Origin of the sequence: Kineococcus rhizosphaerae (genome assembly GCF_003002055.1) — a bacterium.
In the GTDB taxonomy this organism is placed as follows: domain Bacteria; phylum Actinomycetota; class Actinomycetes; order Actinomycetales; family Kineococcaceae; genus Kineococcus; species Kineococcus rhizosphaerae.
Genome location: NZ_PVZF01000001.1, coordinates 512,792 through 528,964 on the forward strand (window position 1 = coordinate 512,792; position 16,173 = coordinate 528,964).

General features: G+C 75.8%; 12 protein-coding genes and 1 tRNA gene. 4 read left to right on the top strand and 9 right to left on the bottom strand.

Going from position 1 to position 16,173, the window contains the following annotated elements; genetic code table 11:
• Positions 1-46: 46 nt before the first annotated feature.
• Positions 47-715 (bottom strand): response regulator transcription factor, encoded by a 669-nt coding sequence (locus tag CLV37_RS02535; RefSeq protein ID WP_211298306.1) that lies wholly within the window; start codon positions 713-715, stop codon positions 47-49.
• The gene (locus CLV37_RS02540) at positions 716-2,335 is read right to left on the bottom strand and encodes a sensor histidine kinase (protein ID WP_106206626.1); all 1,620 of its coding nucleotides are present in this window, start codon (positions 2,333-2,335) and stop codon (positions 716-718) included.
• A gap of 217 nt (positions 2,336-2,552) precedes the next feature.
• Between CLV37_RS02540 and CLV37_RS02545 the strand changes: the two genes are divergently transcribed.
• From CLV37_RS02545 to CLV37_RS02555, 3 genes are read left to right on the top strand one after another with little or no spacing between them, the layout of a single operon-like run.
• A complete protein-coding gene (locus tag CLV37_RS02545) occupies positions 2,553-3,971 on the top strand; it encodes a CitMHS family transporter (RefSeq protein ID WP_106206628.1) in 1,419 nt (472 codons plus the stop codon).
• Positions 3,972-4,025: 54 nt separating this feature from the next.
• Positions 4,026-6,299 carry a fibronectin type III domain-containing protein gene (locus tag CLV37_RS02550; RefSeq protein WP_106206630.1) on the top strand — a complete coding sequence of 758 codons (2,274 nt, stop codon included), beginning with the start codon at positions 4,026-4,028 and terminating at the stop codon, positions 6,297-6,299.
• Positions 6,296-7,729, top strand: a complete 1,434-nt coding sequence (locus CLV37_RS02555; RefSeq protein ID WP_106206632.1) for a GGDEF domain-containing protein — start codon at positions 6,296-6,298, stop codon at positions 7,727-7,729. The genes CLV37_RS02550 and CLV37_RS02555 overlap by 4 nt, the downstream gene beginning before the upstream one ends.
• Here CLV37_RS02555 and CLV37_RS02560 read toward each other — a convergent pair.
• The 4 genes from CLV37_RS02560 to CLV37_RS02575 form a co-directional block, all read right to left on the bottom strand.
• Positions 7,713-8,843, bottom strand: coding sequence for an anhydro-N-acetylmuramic acid kinase (locus CLV37_RS02560; RefSeq protein ID WP_106206634.1), 1,131 nt, complete (start codon positions 8,841-8,843; stop codon positions 7,713-7,715). The two genes, CLV37_RS02555 and CLV37_RS02560, sit on opposite strands and share 17 nt — an antisense overlap.
• A gap of 5 nt (positions 8,844-8,848) precedes the next feature.
• Positions 8,849-10,594 (bottom strand): selenocysteine-specific translation elongation factor, encoded by a 1,746-nt coding sequence (gene selB / locus CLV37_RS02565; RefSeq protein ID WP_106206636.1) that lies wholly within the window; start codon positions 10,592-10,594, stop codon positions 8,849-8,851.
• On the bottom strand, positions 10,594-11,883 hold the full coding sequence (selA, locus tag CLV37_RS02570) for an L-seryl-tRNA(Sec) selenium transferase (protein WP_106206638.1): 1,290 nt from the start codon (positions 11,881-11,883) through the stop codon (positions 10,594-10,596). The genes selB and selA overlap by 1 nt, the downstream gene beginning before the upstream one ends.
• A gap of 14 nt (positions 11,884-11,897) precedes the next feature.
• Positions 11,898-11,993 (bottom strand) — tRNA-Sec (locus CLV37_RS02575).
• Between the two features lie 62 nt (positions 11,994-12,055).
• Here CLV37_RS02575 and selD point away from each other — a divergent pair.
• Positions 12,056-13,027 (top strand): selenide, water dikinase SelD, encoded by a 972-nt coding sequence (selD, locus tag CLV37_RS02580; RefSeq protein WP_106207378.1) that lies wholly within the window; start codon positions 12,056-12,058, stop codon positions 13,025-13,027.
• Between the two features lie 3 nt (positions 13,028-13,030).
• Here selD and CLV37_RS02585 read toward each other — a convergent pair whose 3' ends face one another.
• From CLV37_RS02585 to CLV37_RS02595, 3 genes are read right to left on the bottom strand one after another with little or no spacing between them, the layout of a single operon-like run.
• The gene (locus CLV37_RS02585) at positions 13,031-13,912 is read right to left on the bottom strand and encodes a formate/nitrite transporter family protein (protein ID WP_106206640.1); all 882 of its coding nucleotides are present in this window, start codon (positions 13,910-13,912) and stop codon (positions 13,031-13,033) included.
• A gap of 18 nt (positions 13,913-13,930) precedes the next feature.
• Positions 13,931-15,025, bottom strand: coding sequence for an NrfD/PsrC family molybdoenzyme membrane anchor subunit (nrfD, locus tag CLV37_RS02590; protein WP_106206642.1), 1,095 nt, complete (start codon positions 15,023-15,025; stop codon positions 13,931-13,933).
• Positions 15,022-16,140, bottom strand: a complete 1,119-nt coding sequence (locus CLV37_RS02595; RefSeq protein WP_211298308.1) for a 4Fe-4S dicluster domain-containing protein — start codon at positions 16,138-16,140, stop codon at positions 15,022-15,024. The genes nrfD and CLV37_RS02595 overlap by 4 nt, the downstream gene beginning before the upstream one ends.
• Positions 16,141-16,173: the final 33 nt, after the last annotated feature.

Consider the following 16,173-nt stretch of genomic DNA (forward strand, 5'->3'; position numbering starts at 1 on the left):
ACCCGTCCGGCCGCGTCAGCACGGGCCACCCCGGACGGCCCCGAAGTCACCCGATCGGGCCATAGCGCTGCTCGGGACGGCCGGTCGCGCCGTAGCGCAGCCGCAGCGCCAGCCGGCCCTCGCCGTCCAGGGCCGCCAGGTGCCGCTGGGCGGTGGCGCGCGAGATGCCCGTGACGGCGGCCACGTCGGCGGCCGACAGCGGTTCGGCGGCCTCGTGCAGGGCCCGCAGGACGAGGTCGCGCGTGGCCCCGCTGGCGGCGCTGGCCGAGCGGGCGGCCCCGTTCTCGGCGTGCAGGGCCCGCAAGGCCCCGTCGGCGACGTCCTGGTCCAGCGGCTGGCCGTGGTCGGCGGCCGTGGCCAGCACCCGCCGGTAGCGGGCGTAGGCGCGCAGCCGGGTGTGCAGGACGGCCTCGCCGAAGGGTTTGAGCAGGTACCCCAGGGCCCCGGAACGGACGGCCCGGCGGAAGGTGGCCGGTTCCCCGGCGGCCGTGGCGACGATGGCGTCGTGCTCGCCCAGCAGGTCGAGCCCGGAGCCGTCGGGCAGGTACACGTCCACGAGCAGCAGGTCCACGGGGTTCGACCGCGCGAGCACCGCACGGGCCTGGCCCACCGACCCGGCGGTCCCGGCCACCTCGAACCCCGCGACGGCCTCGACGTACCCGGCGTGCAGCGACGCCACCCGGAAGTCGTCGTCGACGACGAGGACGCGCAGCACCTAGGACACCTCCACGGCGTGCACGGGCGTGAGCGCACCGGGCAGGCGCACCACGAACACCGCTCCCTGACCCGGGACCGCCGGAGCCAGCCAGGCGTCCCCGCCCCGGGACCGGGCCACCTGCCGCACCAGCCCCAGCCCGATGCCGTGACCTTCGTCCCCCGTCGTCACCCCGACCTCGAAGACGCTGTCCCGCAGTCCTTCCGGCACCCCGTCCCCGGAGTCGGAGACCGCCAGGACGAGGTCGGAACCCTCCTGCACGAGATCCACCTCGACCCGCGCCCCCGCACTGCCGACGGCCGCGGCGACGGCGTTGTCGACGAGGTTGCCCAGCACCGTCGTCACGTCGACGGGGTCGGCGACGCGACCGGCGACCGACACCTCCCCGAGGGCGAGCACCACCTGGCGCTCGCGGGCGTGGGCGGCCTTGGCCGCCACGAACGCCTGCAGGTAGGGGTCGGCCACGGCGTCCAGGCCCTCCACGCGCCACCCCAGCGGCCCGGTCGCCAGCAACGTCCGCACGTAGTTCCCGGCCTCGCTCGCGCGGCCCGTCTCCAGCAGCCCCGAGACCAGGTGCAGCCGGTTGGCGAACTCGTGGCGCTGGGCGCGCAGCACCTCCCCGACGGCCCGGACGGCGTCGAGCTGGCGGGTCAGGAGCTCGACGTCGGTGCGGTCGGCGACGGTGACGACGTGCCCCAGGAGCCGGCCGTTGCGCTCGACGCGGCGGGCCGAGAGCACCAGGGCCCGGTCGCCGACGACGGCGGTGGCCGGGACGGCCGGCGGCTGGTCGACGACGTGCCGGACGGCGGTCGGCAGGTCCTCCAGCGTCGACCCGGCCGGGACCGGACGGCCCAGCAACCGCGCGGCCTCGGCGTTGGCCAGCACGACGCGCCCGTCGGGGCCCAGGGAGACGACGCCCTCGGCGATGCCGTGCAGGACGGCGTCGTGGGCCTGCAGGATCCCGCCGAGCTCCTCCGGTTGCAGCCCGTGGGTGAGCCGGCGCAGGCGGCGGGCCAGGACGTCGGCGCCGACGAGGCCGACGACGAGCGCCCCCGCGGCCACGGCCAGGGCCGGCCACAGGGCGTCGCGGGCCCGGTCGGCGACGGCGGCGGCCCCCACACCGACGCTGACCTCCCCGACGACCCGCGCGCTGCCCGGCGCGTAGACCGGCACCTTGGCCCGCGCCGAGGCCCCCAGCGTGCCCGTCTCGTCGGTCACGACCTCGCGGCCCGCGAGGGCCTGCGTGGGGTCGGTGCTGACCCGCCGCCCCAGCAGGGCCGGGTTCGGGTGCGCCAGGCGCAGCCCGCGGTCGTCGGTGACGACGACGAACAGGGCCCCCGTGCGCGTGCGCACGGCCTCGGCCTCGCGCTGCATGGGCCCGTCCTGCAACTGCGCGTTCGGCAGCGGGTCGGCGTCGCTGGCGGCGGTGACGGCGGAGCGGACGGCATCGTCCTCGGCCAGGGTGCGGGCCACGTCGAGGCTGCGGTTGCGCGACTCCACGGCGGCCTGCTGCCTCAGCAGGTACAGCGAGCCCCCGCACCCCACGGCCAGGACGACGGCGACCAGGAGCAGCAGGACCGCCAGCACCTGGCGGGAGAACGGCCATCGTCGGGGGTCCACGGTCGGCAACGGTAGCCCCGTCCGGGCCTGAGCAGAACGCGCACAACGCACGGATCGAGCGTTGTCGCGATCAGTGCGCGCAACCGGGCACGGGCCCCGGGCGGTCCCTAACGTTCCGGCGTACCCGTTCGACGCCGAACCGCGACAGAACCGCCAGAGAACCGCCAGAGAACCCGCCGAGAACCCGCCGAGAACCCCCGCAGATCACGGAGCAACGATGCTTGTCGCCCTCGGATTCACCATGGTCGCCCTCTTCATGGTCCTCATCATGACCAAACGGCTCACCCCGGTCGTCGCCCTCATCCTCGTCCCGCTGTGCTTCGCCGTCCTGGCCGGCTCCGGGACGGGCATCGGCGACGCGGTGATGGACCAGATCGGCACGTTCGCCCCGACGGCGGCCCTGCTGTTCTTCGCGATCGTCTACTTCGGCCTGATGATCGACGTCGGGTTGTTCGACCCGCTCATCCGGCTGATCCTGCGCGTGTGCGGGAACTCCCCCGTCCGCGTCGTCATCGGCTCCGCCGTCCTGGCGGCCCTCGTCTCCCTCGACGGCGACGGCTCGACGACGTTCATCATCACCGTCTCGGCCATGCTGCCGCTGTACCTGCGCCTGAAGCTGTCCCCCGTCGTCCTGACCGTGGTGGCGAACCTGGCGGCCGGCGTCATGAACATCATCCCGTGGGGCGGGCCGACCGTGCGCGCCGCGACCGCCCTGGGCGTCTCGCCCTCGGAACTGTTCAACCCGATGGTGCCGAGCATGCTCGCCGGCCTGGTCACGGTGGTCCTCATGGCCTGGGCGCTGGGGGTCTCGGAGAAGCGGCGGCTGGCCCGGCAGGGTCTCGAACTCGGCCTGGAACTCGACGTGGACACCGTCCAGACCGTCGAGACCCGCGAACTCGTCACGGCCGGCGGCCCGGCGCGCCCCCGCTCCGGCGGCGGGTCCGGCGGGGCGGGCGGCACCGACGGCGCGGACGACGGCATGACCCGCGGCGCCCTCGACCCCGACCGTCCCACCCTGCGCCCGAAGCTGATCTGGTTCAACGGCGCCCTCACCGTCGCGCTGCTCGTGCTGCTGGGGATGGACGTGCTGCCGCTGCCCTTCCTGTTCATGGTGGCCGCCGCCGTCGCGCTGCTGGTGAACTTCCCCCGGCCCGTCGAGCAGGTCGCGCGGATCAAGGAGCACTCCTCCAGCATCGTCTCGGTCGTGTCCATGGTGTTCGCGGCGGCGGTGCTGACCGCGGTCCTGTCGCAGACCACGATGGACGTGGCGATGGCGAAGTGGCTCGTCGACGTCGTGCCCGACGCGTGGGGCCCGCACCTGGCCGTCATCACCGGCGTCCTGAGCATGCCGCTGACGTTCTTCCTGTCCAACGACGGCTTCTACTTCGGGGTGCTGCCGATCCTGTCGCAGGCCGCCGCCGAGTACGGCATCTCCGGGGTGGAGATGGCGCGGGCCTCGATCGTGGGCCAGCCGGTCCACTTCACCTCCCCGCTGGTGCCGGCCATGCTGCTGCTGATCTCGCTGGCCAAGGTCGACCTCGCCGACCACCACCGCAAGGTCATCTGGCGCGCGGTCGTGCTGTCGCTGGTCATGCTCGTGGCCGCGGTCGCGACGGGCGTCATCCCGCTGGGCTGAGCCACCTGGGGGACCGCGCTCGCGCTCGGTACCGGCCCGGCCGATGCACCAGGGGTGAAGTCCCTGCCCGGCGCGTCGGCGGGCCGCCCCGCGCGCTGGGTCCTGGCGGCGTGCGTCGCGGCCCTCGCCAGCGCTCCCGCCCCCGCCCTGGCGGCCGACACCGTCGGCTACACGGCCACCGTCGTCGCTGACAACTCCGGCACCGGGGCGAGCGACCCGATGGGCAACCCCGTCGACGTCGCGGTGGACAGCCACGGCACGACGTACGTCGCCGACACCGCCCGGCACGTCGTGTTCGCCGTGACGGCCGCCGGTACGCGCAGCGTCCTGGCCGGCACCGACGGCGGTGCCTTCGACCAGCCGTACGGGCTGGCCGTCGACGCCGCCGACGACGTGTACGTCGCCGACCTCACCCGCCACCGCGTGGTCAAGGTGCACGTGCCCGACGGCAGCCTCACCGTGGTGGCCGGCAACGGCACCTCGGGCGTCCCCGTCGACGGCGCCGCGCTGGCCACCCCGATGGACCCCGTCGAGGTGGCCGTGGGGCCGGACGGGACACTGTACGTCGCCGACCAGGGTCACAACCGGGTGCTCGCCGTCAGCGGCGGCCGGTCCCGGACGGTCGCCGGCGACGACACCACCAACGCCGCCCTCGGCATCACCGGCCCCGGCCTCTTCGGGCCCATCGGCCTGGCCGTGCGCCCGGACGGCACCCTGCTCATCGGCAACAAGCACCGCCACCAGGTCCTCGCGGTCACCGGCCCGCGGATCGGCGTCTACGCCGGCCACGGTCTCGGACCGGTCGTCGAGGGACCCGCGACCGACAGCGGTCTGAGCTACCCCGAGCGCATCGCCCTGGACGACCAGGGGAACCTCTACATCGCCGACGAGGGCAACAACAGCATCGACGTCGTCGACGCGGACGGCACGCTGCGCGCCCTGCAGTTCGCCACCGCCGGCACGGGTTTCCGGGCTCCGACGGGCATCGACGCACGCGACTCCGCCGTGCTCATCGCCGACAAGGACAACAAGCGGGTGGTCCGCTGGTCACCGGACCAGCGCCCCGTCATCGACCCCGTCGCGACCGTTACGACCCCCGTGCGGGCCACCGCGACCGCGACCCTCACCGGCCGGTACACGACGACCTGGTCGCTCGTCGGGACCGTCCCCACCGGCGTGCTCCTCACCGGTGCCCAGCTGCGGTGGAGTCCCGACCGCGCCGGGACGGCCACCGTCACCGTCCAGGCGTGCGCGTACCAGGCGCGCGCCTGCTCACGCGCCGACGTGCCCCTGGAGGCGCTCGCGCTCGCGCCGGGGACGCCGACGGGCGTGAGCGCCGCCACCACCGCCACCGGGTACCGGCTGAGCTGGACGGCCCCCGGCGACGACGGCGGCGCAGACGTGCTCGGGTACGCCGTGACCGTCGTGGACACCACCACGGGCACGAGCACCACCCGCTCCGCGACCGGGACGTCGCTCACCCTGGACGGGCTGGTCGCGGGGCACCGCTACGAGCTGTCCGTCGCGACCCGCACCAGCGCCGGGTCCTCCGCCGCCACCTCCCCCGTCGTGGTCGACGTCCCGGCGCCCGTGGTCACCGTGGTCCGCGTCCCGACCCCCACCCCCACGCAGACCCCCACGCCGACGCCGACGCCGACGCCCACGGGAACCCCCACGGGAACCCCCACGGCGACGCCCACGGGAACCCCCACGCCGACGCCCTCGCGAACCTCGACCCCGACGCGAACCCCCGGGGGACCGTCGGCGGACGGACCCACCCGGCCCCCGATGCCGGCACCCGCGCCGACCGGTACGGCCCCCCGAGGCCCCACACCGGTCCAGGCCGCTCCCGTCCCCCGTCGCACGAGCGCTGCCACCACCGCTCCGGCGCCCGTCCGTGCCCGCGCGACGAGCGTGCCGGGGGACGCACCGGTCCGGACCACGTCGGCCGCCGCGCACCCCTCGACCGCGAGGCCCCCCTCGCCCACGCCGTCTGCGGGCAGCGCTGAGCCGCGTCCCGCGCCCGTCGCGACCCCGGAGCCGACGCGGGGTGCGCTCCACGTCCCGGACCGGCCCGCACGTCCTGCGCACCCGGCGGCGGCGCACGGGACCGTTCCCGCCGCGGTGCGCGAGGCCGCGCGCGCCGTCGCCACGGTGAGCACGGCGATGGTGCGTCACGCGCAGTACCCGGCGGTGGTGCTGCTCGTGGCGGCGGTGTTCCTCGTCGTGCAGCAGCGCATCGACCGCCACGACCCGAAGCTCGCGCTGTCGCCCGTCGCGCCCGAGCCCCTGCTGACGTTCGACGACCCGGAGAGGAGCCCGCGGTGAGCGCACCCCGGGGACAGCAGTCCTTCGTGCCGCTGGGTGAACGCATCCGCTGGACGATCGTCCTGCGCCTGCTCATCGTCGCGACCGGCGCCGTGCTGTGGTGGGCGGTGGGTGCCGACGGACCGGTGACGGGCCGGCTGCTGCTCACGACCGCGTGCGTCCACCTGGGCGTGACGAGCCTGCTGTCGGCGACGGCGCGGGCGGGCCGGCGCGTGGCGCGGGCCGGTCTGGACCTCGGTCTGCTGCTGGACAGCGCGGCGCTGACCCTGGCGCTGCCGGCACTGGGAGCGGCGGGGTTCGCGCTCTTCGCGGTGCACGCCACGGCCGTGACGCTCGTGACGTCGTTCCGCACGGGGGTGAAGGTGGCCGGCACGCACACCGTCCTCGTGCTGTGCCTGCTGGAGGCGGGCGCCACCGGCGTCCTGCCGCTGGGACCGGCGCTGGGGACCTCACCGCGGGACTTCACCGTCTTCGCCTCGGTCCTGTGGGCGGCCACGCTCGGGACGGCGACGTTCGCCGCGGTGAACGAGCGGGAACTGCGTCGGCGCCGGCTCGACGCCGAGGCGCTGCACCGCCTGCTCGGCGCCCTCGTGGCGGTCGACACCGTCGCCGCCGTGAGCGACCTGCTGACCTCCTTCGCCGTCGAGGAGCTCCCGGCCCGCCGGGCGCGGCTGGTGCTGACGGCCTCGACGGACCGCACGCTGCGGGAGGCCACCGCCGCCGCGGGTCCGCTGCTGCGCAAGAGGCTGGACCCGGCCGCGGACCCGTGGCTGAGCGGCCTGTGGCCGCACGCGCGGGGCGTGGCGGTCGTGCCGCTGCCGGCGGGGACGGTGCAGGGCTGGTTCGTCGTCGACTTCGGCCGCGACCGCGGCCTGGAGCGGCGGGTCCTGCGCGCCCTCGAGCAGGCCGTCGCGCACGCGGCGCTGGCCCTGGCGCGCGCCGGTGCCGTCGAGGAACTGCGGCGGGCGGCGACGCTGGACGGCCTGACGGGCGTGGCCAACCGGCGCACGCTCGACCTGGCCCTGGCCCGGGCGGCCCACGACGACGCGCCGTGGTCGTTCGCGCTCGTCGACCTCGACCACTTCAAGGCCGTCAACGACACGCTGGGCCACCAGGCCGGCGACGACGTGCTGCGCTCGGCCGCCGCGGCGCTGGTCGCCGCCGCCCGGGCCGAGGACCTGGTGGCGCGCTACGGCGGTGAGGAGTTCGCCGTCCTCATGCCGCGCACCGACGCGGCGCAGGCCCGGGCCGCGGCGGAGCGGCTGCGGTCGGCGGTGTCCAGCGGTACGAGCCCGCGGGTCACGTGCAGCGTCGGCGTGGGCACCGCGGGCCCGGGCGGCGACGTGGCGGACCTGCTCGGGGCCGTCGACCGGGCCCTGTACGCCGCGAAGGGCGCCGGGCGCGACCGGTGCGTCAGCGCGCCGGGCTGAGGTCCAGCCCGGCGGGCCAGGCGGAGACCCCGGGGACGGTGGGCACGGCCCACCGCCCCGGGGTCAGCCGTCCCAGGACCCGCCCGCCGCGCGCTCCCGTGCACGAGGGGACGTTGCCCGCCAGGCCGTGGGCGGCGGCGAACCCCAGCAGGGCGAACGCGACGGCCTCCTTGGCGTCGGCGGGGCAGCCGAGCTCGTCGGAGACCACGAGCCCGGGCAACCGAAAGCGCAGACCGGCCATCAGCACCGGGTTGCGCACCCCGCCGCCGGAGGCGACGACGACGTCCACCCCGTCCAGCGCGTCGGCCACGGTGCGCACGGTCAGCTCGACGAGGGTGGCGAGCAGGTCCTCGCGGGGCACGCCCGCGAACCGGTCGAGGTACCCGGGGTGGAACAGTTCCTTGCCGGTCGTCTTCGGCGGTCCCTGCGCGTAGTACGGCTCGGCGAGCAGGTCGGCGAGGACGTCGGACCGCACGGTCCCGGCGGCGGCCAGCCGGCCGTCCCGGTCGATCCCGCCCGCGGCGGCGTCCAGCAGCGCGTTCGCGGGGCCGGTGTCCCAGGCCCGAGGCGGACGGCCGGGCGCGCAGACGGTGACGTTGGCGATGCCGCCGAGGTTCAGCGCGGCGGCCGTGCGGCCCTGCTCCACGAAGGACGCCAGCAGCAGCCGGTCGAGGACCGGGACCAGGGGTGCGCCCTGCCCGCCGGCGGCGACGTCGGCGGTGCGCAGGTCGGAGACGACGGGGGCCCCGGTGGCCTCGGCGATCCAGGCCGGCTGACCGAGCTGCAGCGTCCCCCGCACGGCGCCGCCGTCGACCCAGTGGAAGACGGTCTGCCCGTGCGAGCAGACGAGGTCGAACGCGTCCGTGACCGAGGCGGCCGCGGCGGCGAACTCCTGCCCGATGCGGACGTCGAGGGCGCAGACGGCGGCCAGGTCGGTGCGCGCCGGCGGCAGCGCCGCGACGAGGTCGGCCCGCAGCCCGTCGGAGTAGGGGACGGTCCGGTGCTCCCCCACGCGCGCCCGCAGCCGGTCCCCGTCCGCGACCACCGAGAACTCCACGACGGCCAGGTCGATCCCGTCGTGGGAGGTCCCCGACATCATCCCCAGCACCCGCACGGGACTCACCGCCCCACCAGCCGTCGCCGGTCGTCGGCCTCGCGCACCGTCCGCCCCCGCGCGTCCAGCGCCTCCAGCAGCGGCACCGCGACCCGCCGCGAGGTGCCCAGCGCCCGGCGCGCCTCGCTCATCGAGAACGGTTGCGGCGCAGCGCGCAGCGCCTCCACGGCCCGGTCGGCGAAACCGGGCGCGAGGACGATGCCGTCGGCGACGCGTTCGAGGCGGCCGGCGCGCACCGCGGCGGCGAGCTCGCTGCGCCCCAGCCGCAGGTCCCGCAGCCGTTCGACGTCCGGGGCGACGAACGGGTCCCGCGCGAGGTCGGCGAGCACGGCGGCGACGGCGCGTTCCACGGCCGGGGGCAGGTCGTCGGTCCGTTCCACGACGCGCCCGTCCCGCACCCGCAGCGGGTCGCGGACCAGGGCCGTCACGAGGTCCAGGTCGGGCAGCTCCAGCGCCCGGCGCACCTGTTCCAGGCTCGGCCCGGCCTGCAGCGGGTTCGCCGCCGCGAAGCCCGTCACGACGTCGCGCAGCCGCCGCGCCCGCTCGGCCCAGAACGCCGGGTCGGCGTACCAGTCCCCCACCACGGGGGCACCGGGCAGCCCGACACCCATCTCCCGCAGCCGCGCCCCGCGCACCAGCCGGCGCCGGCGCAGTTCCGAGGCCGGGTCCGGTCCGGTGACGTCGGCGAGCTCGGCCGCCCGGGCCCGGGCCGCCCCGCGCCGGCGCAGGGCGGGCGGGTCGACGTCGAGGACGGCGCCCGCCCCGAGGACCTCGTGCCGGGCCGGGTCGCGCAGCAGCACGCGGTCCCCGACCACGAGGGGCAGCCGCTCGCGCAGCTGGACCCGCACCAGGTCGGCCCCCAGCGGGCGCACCCGCGCCGGGACCGAGGCCGACCCGACGTGCACGACGAGCTCGGCGGGCAGGTCCCCGGAGGTCGCCGCGGGGGCCCGCACGTCGACGACGTCGGTGAGCACGTGCCGGCCGGGGGTCAGCAGCGCGTCGCCGCGCCGCACGTCGCGCCGGTCCACGCCCCGCAGGTTCAGGGCGACCCGGGCCACGCCCTCGACCCGCTCGACGGGACGTTCCAGGGACTGCACGCCACGCACGTGCACGGTCCGCTCCCCCAGGCGCAGTTCGTCGCCGACGGCGATCGTCCCGGCGGGCAGCGTCCCCGTCACCACGGTCCCGGCCCCGGTGACGGAGAAGCTGCGGTCCACCCAGAACCGCACCGGGGCTGCGGGATCGGGCCGTGGGACCGCGCGCAGGACGTCGGCGAGGACGGTGCGGAACTCCGTCAGACCCGCCCCGGTCACGACGCTGCACGCGACGGCGGGGACCTCCCCCAGCGAGCTGGTCCGCAGGTGCTCCAGGGCTTGCTCGCGGGCGGGCGCGGGGTCGGCCAGGTCCGCGCGGGTCACGGCGAGCACCCCGTGCCGCACGCCGAGGGCGTCGAGGGCGGCGAGGTGCTCGGCCGACTGCGGCATCCACCCGCCGTCGGCGGCGACGACGAACACCGCCACCGGCACCGGCCCGACCCCGGCGAGCATGGTCGGCACGAACCGCTCGTGCCCGGGGACGTCGACGAACGCGACGGTGCCCACGTCCGGCAGGTCCGTCCACGCGTACCCGAGGTCGATCGTCAGGCCGCGGCGCTTCTCCTCGGCGTAGCGGTCCGGGTCCCGGCCGGTGAGCGCGCGGACGAGGGAGGACTTGCCGTGGTCGACGTGCCCGGCGGTGGCGACGACGAACATCAGCGCAACCCCACCACGGCGTCGACGACCGTCCCGTCGGAGGCCACCGGGACCGTGCGCAGGTCCAGCAGCAACCGCCCGTCCTCCACGCGCCCGGCGACGGGGGTGGGTCCCGTGCGCAACGGCACCGCGAGGTCGGCGGGCAGCGACACGACCCACGAGGGCAGGTCCACCCCCGGCGCCCCACCCCCGCCCACGACCGCGACGGACTCCTCGGCCCGCGCGTCGAACCCGTTGCGCCTCAGTGCCTCGGCGACCGCCGAGCACCGCGTGCGCAGGACGTCGACGTCGGCGTGGACGGCGTCGCGCGTCGGGTTGCCCGCCGAGCGCAGCGTGGCCTCCAGCGCGGCGAGGGTGAGCTTGTCGACGCGCAGCGCCCGGGCGAGCACGTGCCGCCGCAGCCGTTCGACGAGCCCGGCCTCGCCCAGCAGCAACCCCGCCTGCGGCCCGCCGAGGAGCTTGTCCCCCGAGGCCGTCACGAGGTCGGCCCCGGCGCGCAGGGTCGTGGTCGCGTCGGGTTCGTCGGGCAGCAGCGGGTCCGGGGCGAGCAGGCCGGACCCGATGTCGACGACGACGGGGACCCCCAGACCCGTCAGGTCACCCGGGTCCACCCCGGCCGTGAACCCGCTGACGACGAAGTTCGACGGGTGGACCTTCAGGACGAACCCCGTGTCCGGCCCGACCGCGTCGCGGTAGTCCGCCAGCGACGTGCGGTTCGTGGTGCCGACCTCGCGCAACCGCGCCCCGGTGGACTCCAGCAGGTCCGGCAGCCGGAACCCGTCGCCGATCTCGACGAGCTCGCCCCGGCTGACGACGATCTCCCGGCCCGCCGCCAGCGCCGTGGCGACCAGGACGAGGGCCGCGGCCCCGTTGTTCACGACGTGCACGTCCCCGGCGGCGGGGACGGCCTCGCGCAGCGCCGCCAGCGTCCCGCGACCGCGGCGGGCGCGCCGGCCGGTCACGAGGTCCAGCTCGACGTCCGTGGCGCCCGAGGCGGTCACGACCGCCTCGACGGCCGCCGCCGAGAGCTGGGCCCGGCCGAGGTTGGTGTGCAGGATCGCCCCGGTGGCGTTGAGCACCGGCCGCAGGCTCGTGCCGGCCGGGGGCAGCGCGGCCAGGACCGCCTCGACGAGGCCGTCCACCGGCAGGGAACCCTCGCGCACGGCCTGCTGGGCCTGCCGGACCGCGGTCTTGACGACGTCGCGGCCCCGGCTGTCCACGGCGGGGGCGAGCCGCGGGTCGGCGAGCAGCGCGTCGGTGCGCGGGACGGTGCGGCGGTGGTCGGTCACGGGGCCAAGGTACGTGGCGGAGGCGGATGGGAATCGAACCCACCTGACCGAGGTGCTCGGTCACGTCGGTGTTGAAGACCGCGGGGGCCACCAGGCACCCGTACGCCTCCTCGCACGTGCGGGACAGCGTGCCACAAGGTCGGGTTAGGGTCGCGCCGTGACCGCAGCGACGATGCGCCTGACCCAGTACGCCCACGGCGGCGGGTGCGCCTGCAAGATCCCGCCGGGTGAGCTCGAGGAGATGGTGGCGGGCCTGACCGGGCCCGCGACGGACGACCTGCTCGTGGGGGTCGGCGACGACGCCGCCGTCGTGCGGATCGAGGGCGGCCGGGCGGTCATCGCCACCGCCGACTTCTTCACCCCCGTCGTCGACGACGCCTACACCTTCGGCCGCATCGCGGCCACGAACGCCCTGTCCGACGTCTACGCCATGGGCGGCACCCCGCTGGTGGCGGTGAACCTGCTCGGCTGGCCCCGCGGCGTCCTGCCGCCGGAGCTGGCGCGCGAGGTGCTGCGCGGCGGCGCCGACGCAGCCCGGGAGGCGGGCTGCCACCTCGGCGGCGGCCACAGCATCGACGACCCCGAACCCAAGTACGGCATGGCCGTCACGGGCCTGGGCGACCCCGACCGCCTGCTGCGCGGGGACGCGGCCGTCGCGGGCCTGCCCCTGACCCTCACCAAACCCCTCGGCCTGGGCGTGCTGAACAACCGGCACAAGGCGACCGGGGAGGTGTTCGAGGAGGCGATCGCGGTGATGACGACGCTGAACCGCGACGCCTCCGTCGCGGCGCTGGCCGCCGGGGCCCGGTGCGCCACCGACGTCACGGGGTTCGGCCTGCTCGGCCACCTGCACGAGGTCGCCCGCGCCAGCGGGGTCACCGCCGTCGTCGACGCTTCCGCCGTCCCCTACGTCGACGGCGCCCGGCGCTCTCTCGCCGACGGGTTCGTCCCCGGCGGCAGCCGCCGCAACCTCGACTGGGTCCGGCCGTTCCTCGACGCCGGGGCGGCGGACGAGGACGAACTGGTCCTGCTCGCCGACGCCCAGACGTCGGGGGGCCTGCTCGTGGCGGGCGAGGTGCCCGGCTACCCCGTCGTCGGTGAGCTCGTGCCCCGCCGCGGGGAGACGACCCTCGTGGTGCGCTGAGGGTCAGCGCTTGGGCGCCCCCGCGGTCCCGGCCCCGTCCGACGTGGCCGCCGGGGCCTGCGCCGGGTCGGTGGCCGGGTCGGTGGCCGGGTCGTGGTGGGCGCCGCGCAGGTACAGGAACCAGTACGCGAGGCCGACGAACAACCCGCCGCCGACGATGTTCCCCAGCCCTGCGAACACCCAGTTGCGGACGATGTCGCCCCAGCCGATCCCGGGCACCCCGGCCCAGTGCGCGGCGGGCAGGAAGAACATGTTCGCCACGACGTGGTCGAAGCCGAGCGCCACGAACGCGGTGATCGGGAACACGATCGCGGCGACCTTGCCGCCGATGTCCTCGGCGGCCAGGGCCATCCACACGCCCAGGCACACGAGCCAGTTGCAGCCGATGGCCCGCAGGAAGATCGTCGGGTCGTCCTCGGTGACGGCCTTGCCCGTGGCGATGGCCGCCAGGCGGGTGAACGTGGCGGTGCCCTCGGCACCGATGACGTGCGTCTTGACGGCCAGCACGTACGCCACGAACAGCGCCCCGAGCAGGTTCGCGACCAGGACGACGACCCAGTTCCGCCCGAGCCGCCCCAGGGAGATCTTGCGGCTGAACAGCGCCATGGGCAGCAGCGCCATGTTCCCGGTGAGCAGTTCGGAGCCGGCGACGATGACGAGCACCAGGCCGAGGCTGAAGACGGCCCCGGTCAGCAGGGTCGTCACCCCGCCCCAGATCCCCGGGTCCAGCCCGGCCGTCACGTCGACGGCCAGCAGGCCGGCGAAGGCGATGTAGGCCCCCGCCAGGAACCCTCCGACGAGCATCTTCGAGACGGGCAGGTTCGCCTTCTTCTCGCCACTGGCGACAGCGGCGACCGCGATCTGTTCCGGCGTCTTGTACGCCATGCGTGTCCTCCTCGGGGTTCAGGAGGCGCGCCGGCGCGCCTCCAGTCGTTCGCGCTGCGGAACGACGACGTACTTGGGGTCCTTCGTCGAGGCGACACCCGCCTCGAAGACGGCCATGCGGGTCAGGAACGACCCGGCGAGCAGGCTCGCGCCCGACACCGCCGAGACGAGGCGGGAGCCCCGCCCCAGGACCGCTCCCAGCGCACCGGCGGCGGTGCACGCCCGGGCGGCCTTGAGGAACCGGCCGGGCCGCCCGAGGTGGAAGGGTTCGCTGACGAGCCCGTGCGAGGTCTCCATCCGGTGCGCCGCAGCGAGTTCAACGGTGGCACCGATCGCCGCGACGCGCGCGGCGGAACGGGTCTGCTCCGTGGGGGCCAGCAGCAGGGCCGCTCCGGCCCCGGCGGCCAGGGCGCTGCCGCCGAAGACGAACGGCAGTTCCCGGTAGGGCTCGTGCCAGCTCGGGACGGCGGTGTCGGCGAACAGCACCGCGGTGTACGTCGCCAGCAGCGGGCCGGTCACGGCCGCGCCGACCCCGGCGACCGACCCCGCAGGCCGCGCCACCCGCCGCAGCAGCCCGAGGGCCCCGCGCTGCGGCAGGAGCTCACCGAGTTCGGCGACGGCGGCGGCCCCGGACAGCGGACCGAACACCGAGAGGATGTACGTCCCCACCGACATGGGCGAGGTGACCTTGGCGACCCGCAGCATGTTGTAGAACCGCTCGGGCCGGCCCAGGTCGGCGATGAGGAAGTAGGCGCTGGCCCCCACCGCTCCCAGCGACGTCGTGCGCAACGCCCGGCGCGCGAACGCGTGACCCTTCGCGTCCGCGACGGCGGCGAGCATGGAGGACCCGGCCGCCAGCCCGCCCGCGAACAGGTAGTAGGCGATCTCGTGGGTCCACACCGGGGGTTTGAGGACGGCGCGGCCGTAGTAGGAGCGGAACTCGGCGTCGGGGACCACGGCGTTGACGTCGCCGCGGCCCTTCTTCCTCCGCTTGCCCATCCCCGCGCCGAACATCCGCGCGGCCTGACCGCCGATCGGGTCGGTCCCGGGGACGTGCTCGAACCCGGGCTGACCCGGCTGGTGCGGCGTCTCCTGCGCGGGTTTCGGGGTCATCGCCTGCCCACCGCGGCGGCCACGACGCCGAGCACCATGAACCCCGCGGCGGCGGCCATGTGCTTGTACATCGACGGCAGGTCCCGCGTGGTGACGACGGGGTCCGGCGGCAGGCCGTAGACCTCCGGTTCGTCGAGCAGCAGGAAGAACGCACCGTCGCCGCCGACCCCGTCCTCGGGGTCCTCCCCGTACAGGCGGGCCTCGGTGACCCCGACGTCGTGCAGCTGCTGCCGGCGACGTTCGGCGCGTTCGCGCAGCTCGTCGAGGTCGCCGAACTGGATCGACTCCGTCGGGCAGGCCTGGGCGCAGGCGGGCGTCTGGTCCTCACCGAGCCGGTCGTAGCACAGCGTGCACTTCCAGGCCCGGCCATCCTCCTCGCGCTTGTCGATGACGCCGTAGGGGCACGCCGAGACGCAGTAGCCGCACCCGTTGCACACGTCCTGCTGGACGACGACGGTGCCGAACTCGGTGCGGAACAGGGCCCCCGTCGGGCACACGTCCAGGCACGCGGCGTGCGTGCAGTGCTTGCAGACGTTGGACATCATCAGCCAGCGGACGTCCTGACGGCCGTCGCGGTCGGGCAGCGGCGCGGGCGCCAGCATGCCCGGCATGCCGAGGAACTGCCCGGCCGGGTCCTTCCCGCCCTTCCCCGCCGGGGCCGCGGTGGTGGACGCGCTGCCGCACGACCCCCCGCACCCGCCGTGGGAGGGGTTCTGGTGCGAGGAGTTCTGGTAGGCCCGCTCGGCCACCGGGTGCCCGCCGGGGACCCCCGTGCCCAGGCGCTCGGCTTCGGCGAAGGCGTCGAAGCCGGCGGCGACGGCGTCCTGCTGGGCCCGGTCCACCGCGGGCCGGGACTGCTCGATGAACGCCACCGCGCGCCAGGAGTCCGCCCCGAGCCCACCGGTGTTGTCGTAGGACATCCCCAGCAGGTCGATGCCGTCCTCGGGGACGGCGTTCCACTCCTTGCACGCCACCTCGCAGGCCTTGCAGCCGATGCACACCGAGGTGTCGGTGAAGAACCCCTTGCGCGGGGGCGGGTCGGCGTACCCGGCGTCGCGCGCGGGGTCGTCGAGGCGGCCGTACAGGCTGCCCGACAGGTCGTCCAGCGAGACCACTAGCGGTCCCCTCCTTCGTCCAGGCCCTCGGCG

Excerpts from the sequence above, each read along its gene's own strand:
- CLV37_RS02545 (WP_106206628.1), top strand. The coding sequence starts at position 2,553 with ATGCTTGTCGCCCTCGGATTCACCATGGTCGCCCTCTTCATGGTCCTC.
- selD (WP_106207378.1), top strand. The coding sequence starts at position 12,056 with ATGCGCCTGACCCAGTACGCCCACGGCGGCGGGTGCGCCTGCAAGATC.
- CLV37_RS02585 (WP_106206640.1), bottom strand. The coding sequence starts at position 13,912 with ATGGCGTACAAGACGCCGGAACAGATCGCGGTCGCCGCTGTCGCCAGT.
- selB (WP_106206636.1), bottom strand. The coding sequence starts at position 10,594 with ATGTTCGTCGTCGCCACCGCCGGGCACGTCGACCACGGCAAGTCCTCC.
- nrfD (WP_106206642.1), bottom strand. The coding sequence starts at position 15,025 with ATGACCCCGAAACCCGCGCAGGAGACGCCGCACCAGCCGGGTCAGCCC.